Origin of the sequence: Nostoc sp. (assembly GCF_035638895.1) — a bacterium.
GTDB lineage: Bacteria > Cyanobacteriota > Cyanobacteriia > Cyanobacteriales > Nostocaceae > Nostoc.
On sequence record NZ_DASQZC010000498.1, the window covers coordinates 1 to 4,169 of the forward strand.

Genomic DNA, 4,169 nt, shown 5'->3' on the forward strand with positions numbered 1-4,169 from the left:
TGAGTTTGTTATTGCCACCTTTAGAAAGTGGAATGAAATGGTCAATGGTTAGCGAATATGTTGTGAGTGCGACTTCACACCAAAAGCACTTCATGCCGTACTTTTCAATCAGCAGGGATTTACGATATTGCATCTGTCTGGGAGAATGTCGCTTGTGTCGGCGCAAGCTAACTGGACTATCCATGTTCACCCGTCACATCTGCGCTTTTCTTGCAGATAAGCAGGCTCGAACAAGGAAGCAAGCCGCGTCTGTGCTTTTAGAGTGGAGAAATGCGTAATTCGCTAAACCATCCAGCAACTCATCAAAGGTCAAACCCTGCTTTTCAAGGGTGGCGACAATTTCAGCCGTGATGTTGCACACGAAGTCATACCTATGTTCTGTGACTGCTATGCTCAGAGCGTCGGTTAATTGATTCATAGTTATCTCCTGTTGTCGCCCCGATGACAGATGGTATTTTGGCTGCATTCGTCGTTGGTAGCTTGTACGGGAGGGGTAAAAGACAGCACGAGAAATAGAGCTGCGCTTGCAGCTATAAGAGAAGTTTTCAGTTTCATAAAATTCTGTTGATAAAACTTTGGTGGAACTAGGCTAAAGTCTCGGCTTGATGTGGCGATTGGATATGTTGCATCCAGTTTTGAATTACTTGCACCTCATCAGCACCCTTAGCTACTACAGCAGCTACGTGCTTGAGGTAACTGTTTTGGGCATGATTGGGATGGTCGATTTTGTCTGATGCCCAAGCTAAACACATGGTTTTGATTAGTTCATCAACTAAGCTCACCTCAAGCTGACTTGGGCGCTCAACATTCTGAAATTGCAACCACTCCACAATTAAGTCGCGGGGGTAGCCCAATATTTCACGAATTTGTTTAACTCGTAAGTCTTGTGGATGTACTACAGTCTTTGCCGTTCCATTGGTAGAAGAACCTTTAATAAGCATTCGTCCCCTAGTCTCAGGTTTCTTTTCTGATGCGGCGTTACCATCGTTATCCTCATCAGCTGCTACAGAAAGAATTGCACACAAGCTATAGCGCCGCGCATAAGTTAGCGCAGAACCAATTTTTTGTGGATCGCTCGTTTCTGGCAGAGGAAAAACACTGCTCGTAAATTCTCCCGAATCATGGTAGAGGCGCGTTTCCAGTACGGTTCTACCATCAACAATCCCAACTAATTGAATTATCGCTAGCCCATGAGTATTAAGAGCCGGAGTAACAGCGTCTAGCACTGAATCTAAATCGGCGTACTGTGATTTGTAATGAGGGTTGGTTTTATTCTTGTGAATGGGCTGAAATTCAGCTTTAGCTTTGATGAGTGCAGAAATTAGTTTTTGCATTTTTTACAATTCCTTTAATATTTTTAGGTGGGACACTGCCCACCCAGTTGCTTACGCTGCAAGCAATTCCATGCTTTCGTTCACAACGCTTACACTCGGTGAAGTTAATTTTTCCAGTGCAACAATAGCTTCTTTTGCACTCCAGTACTTCACTTCACTACCACACTGCCAGTAATAAGTAGTAGGTGCATTTTCCCAAACTTCCTCGGAGTTTCGCACCTTAAATAAAATCCCCAGTGGCTCAGTCCCGTTGTAAGCGTTGTAAGCAGTTTGAGTGTCAGTTTTAGCTAGATATTGAAGACGGTATTCATCCACTGGCGTACACAAATCCACCGCACGAGTACCACGATAATTACAGTTTCCACATCCATGACCGTTACAGTCTGGGCAGATGGCAGCAGGAGAGATCCATTTCGGTACGGTGCAATCCCATTCAGCAGGTGGGGAAATTTCTTGAGCTTGCTGAGAAACATTTTTCTCTAATTCAACTTGAGCAACTGCAAGATCATTTACTTTCTGAACTTGGGAAGATTGATGAGTGACAATCGCATTCACCCAAGCACTCTTAAAGCGTTTGTCTGCAACCTTAACGCTTGCACCGATTTGGGCGTAGATGGTTTTTAGTTCAAAAAGTGATTTGGCTTGAAGCTGTTCAACTGTGTACAATTGATGCATGATAAATCTCCTGCTTAGGGGGGTTTTGGCAAAAGGCGATCGCTTATCTTTCCAGGAGCAGCGATCGCTTTTTGTTGTCTGTATTTACTGTATGACAATTTGATGCACATTGTCAAGACAAATGTACGCACAAAATAGTTGCTTAACCATAGGATCTAGATTATTGTGTTAGTACAGTTGTCGTCACAACTTCGTATTGATAGGCTGAAGTTAGACGACCCATAAAGGAATCCGGCAAAAGACTATGACGGCAGATAATAGGTTAATGGTGCGAATTAGCACCGAGAAAAAAAATGCGTTTATTAACAGAGCAAAAATTGAAGGAAAAAATGCAACAGAGGCTCTGTTGGCGCTGATCGACAAATATATCGGGCAAGGAGAAAACCAAGGTGATGAGCTAGAGGAAATTCGCCAACGCCTCAAGACTCATGAGGCTGAAATATTGTCCCTCAAGCAAAAAATGGAGCAAGAAGTGGGGGAATCGGCCGCCTGAGGGAGGAGAATGAATCTCTCAGGCGATGGCGTACTCACATACTGCAATCAATAAAAGAAGACCCGCCAAACGATAAGTAGGCGGGTTTTGTTTATGTAATTCAGATTGTGTTACTTATGTTAGTCTAATTGTAATGACAATGCATCTGAAATTGATGTATTCTTAAAAAAGATCGCCATTCTCGCAGTGGCGATCACTCTCAAAACAAAAAACCTGTAGCGGTCACTACAGGCAAATCTACAAAAAAGTATATGTCCAATTTAACATTCACCCAACACCTAGCGTTGTCTCTGTACGAGAGGGATGAAGGCGATCGCAAGTTCACAAGGGTTTTTCATTTGTGACACGCAATGGAAAATCTAGTTTCCATTGTCCATCGGCAGGAAAGTCGCAGTATACAGTAACAGTTTTGGCAACAAAGTCGTAAACAACATCTTTGACTATAAAACCCCACTGATAGTCGATATTGCTTTCCTCGTTCCGCATCGGCAAAATAAGTGTTTCGCCAATTCTAGGAATCCACCTAGAAGTAGGTAGATCAACAGCAAACTCCATGTCATCAGAAAAACCGCTACCGACAAGAATATGGAGCGGAAAATCTTGAGGATTTATGTGGAGAAAAGGCGTGGACAAGCCAAGCATACTACCCCCTAAAAATTCCTAAAAATTCACCAACTACACGAATCAAAATTAAAGATCCGATTATGCCGAGCGCCACTTTTAGCGACAGTTCTTTGCTAAATTTTGCAAAATCTTTTCTAAATTCACTTATCTCTTGACGCAAAGCAGCCAGTTCATCAACTGCTGGATTGCTTTGCTTTGGAGGTGGAACAGGCTGCAAGGGTCTTTTTTGAGGATTAGTCATATAAGTTTGCTATGTTAACTCTCTGCTTATGACACCCAAAAAAGACGCATAAATCACCGTTTCTGAAAAATTTTTCATAAACCATGACCGCTCAAAATATCACCCCATTGCAGTTGGGGCTAATTTCTTTCGCCTATACAAAGGAGATAAGGCAATGAATAGAGGGTTTACGCTTGAACTTGCTCAACAGTTACACGACAGCAACCAGATTGTAGATTTTGATTGGGCTTGGCAAGTGCTTGGATATAGCCGAAAAGACAACGCCAAGAGAATGCTTACTGGATACTTTGAGGCAAAGTTTGATTATTTCATACAACTTCCAGAGGAATTGCCAGAAGCCTTGCCCCATGATATTTTCCTCACTTCTGAGGAAAACTCTAAATCAGGTAGACCCGCAGAAAAAATCTATTTGACAGTGGAGTGCTTCAAAGAGATGGGGATGCTGGCTAAGAGTGAAGAGGGTAAGCAGATCCGCAAATATTTTCTGACTTGTGAAGCGATCGCAAAACAATCAGTAAAAGCAATTCCAGAGCTACTAGAAAAATTTGAACAACAAGGTAAAGTGATCGCCCTCCTTCAATCTCAAATACAAAACTTGTTGCCTATATCAGCTGACTTCACACCGCCTGGATGGGATGCCAAAACTTGGGATTCTTTGCCACCACAGGATAAACGGCATTTCAAGTTTATGTTTCGTCGCCGCTCTTTTCGCCCTGGCAATGAAACTGAGGTCAAACTATTACCCGCTATCAGTCATCAAATGAGGCTTCAGCAAAGGACTGAGGTTGAGCGACTGATTGGT

7 protein-coding genes and 1 pseudogene are annotated in these 4,169 nt (G+C 42.7%); 2 read left to right on the forward strand and 6 right to left on the reverse strand.

The genetic code is table 11. From position 1 onward, the window contains the following. The 4 genes from VE944_RS24850 to VE944_RS24865 form a co-directional block, all read right to left on the reverse strand. The coding region (locus VE944_RS24850; RefSeq protein ID WP_324983392.1) for an HNH endonuclease at positions 1 to 184 on the reverse strand (184 nt) is incomplete at its 3' end. Positions 185 to 193: 9 nt separating this feature from the next. Beyond that, positions 194 to 418 (reverse strand): hypothetical protein, encoded by a 225-nt coding sequence (locus tag VE944_RS24855; protein WP_324978413.1) that lies wholly within the window; start codon positions 416 to 418, stop codon positions 194 to 196. Positions 419 to 584: 166 nt separating this feature from the next. Then, the gene (locus VE944_RS24860) at positions 585 to 1,334 is read right to left on the reverse strand and encodes an ERF family protein (RefSeq protein WP_324983394.1); all 750 of its coding nucleotides are present in this window, start codon (positions 1,332 to 1,334) and stop codon (positions 585 to 587) included. A 51-nt stretch (positions 1,335 to 1,385) separates the two neighbouring features. After that, entirely contained in the window at positions 1,386 to 2,009 is a 624-nt protein-coding gene (locus tag VE944_RS24865) for a hypothetical protein (RefSeq protein WP_324983397.1), read from the reverse strand. Positions 2,010 to 2,253: 244 nt separating this feature from the next. On the opposite strand from VE944_RS24865, the gene VE944_RS24870 reads away from it, so the two are divergent. Continuing rightward, positions 2,254 to 2,502: a hypothetical protein gene (locus tag VE944_RS24870; RefSeq protein ID WP_324983400.1), complete on the forward strand. Its 249-nt coding sequence runs from the start codon at positions 2,254 to 2,256 to the stop codon at positions 2,500 to 2,502. Between the two features lie 321 nt (positions 2,503 to 2,823). Here VE944_RS24870 and VE944_RS24875 read toward each other — a convergent pair whose 3' ends face one another. Together VE944_RS24875 and VE944_RS24880 are read right to left on the reverse strand one after the other, a co-directional pair. Further along, complete coding sequence (locus VE944_RS24875) at positions 2,824 to 3,144, reverse strand: hypothetical protein (protein ID WP_324983402.1); 321 nt, start codon at positions 3,142 to 3,144, stop codon at positions 2,824 to 2,826. 1 nt (position 3,145) lies between these two features. Beyond that, the gene (locus VE944_RS24880; RefSeq protein WP_324983404.1) at positions 3,146 to 3,367 is read right to left on the reverse strand and encodes a hypothetical protein; all 222 of its coding nucleotides are present in this window, start codon (positions 3,365 to 3,367) and stop codon (positions 3,146 to 3,148) included. A gap of 154 nt (positions 3,368 to 3,521) precedes the next feature. Here VE944_RS24880 and VE944_RS24885 point away from each other — a divergent pair. Beyond that, positions 3,522 to 4,169, forward strand: a pseudogene (locus tag VE944_RS24885) (hypothetical protein); the annotation flags it as partial.

Bases quoted from the DNA above. Each gene is read 5' to 3' on its own strand.
- VE944_RS24875 (WP_324983402.1), bottom strand. From the start codon at position 3,144: ATGCTTGGCTTGTCCACGCCTTTTCTCCACATAAATCCTCAAGATTTT.
- VE944_RS24855 (WP_324978413.1), bottom strand. From the start codon at position 418: ATGAATCAATTAACCGACGCTCTGAGCATAGCAGTCACAGAACATAGG.
- VE944_RS24860 (WP_324983394.1), bottom strand. From the start codon at position 1,334: ATGCAAAAACTAATTTCTGCACTCATCAAAGCTAAAGCTGAATTTCAG.
- VE944_RS24865 (WP_324983397.1), bottom strand. From the start codon at position 2,009: ATGCATCAATTGTACACAGTTGAACAGCTTCAAGCCAAATCACTTTTT.
- VE944_RS24870 (WP_324983400.1), top strand. From the start codon at position 2,254: ATGACGGCAGATAATAGGTTAATGGTGCGAATTAGCACCGAGAAAAAA.
- VE944_RS24880 (WP_324983404.1), bottom strand. From the start codon at position 3,367: ATGACTAATCCTCAAAAAAGACCCTTGCAGCCTGTTCCACCTCCAAAG.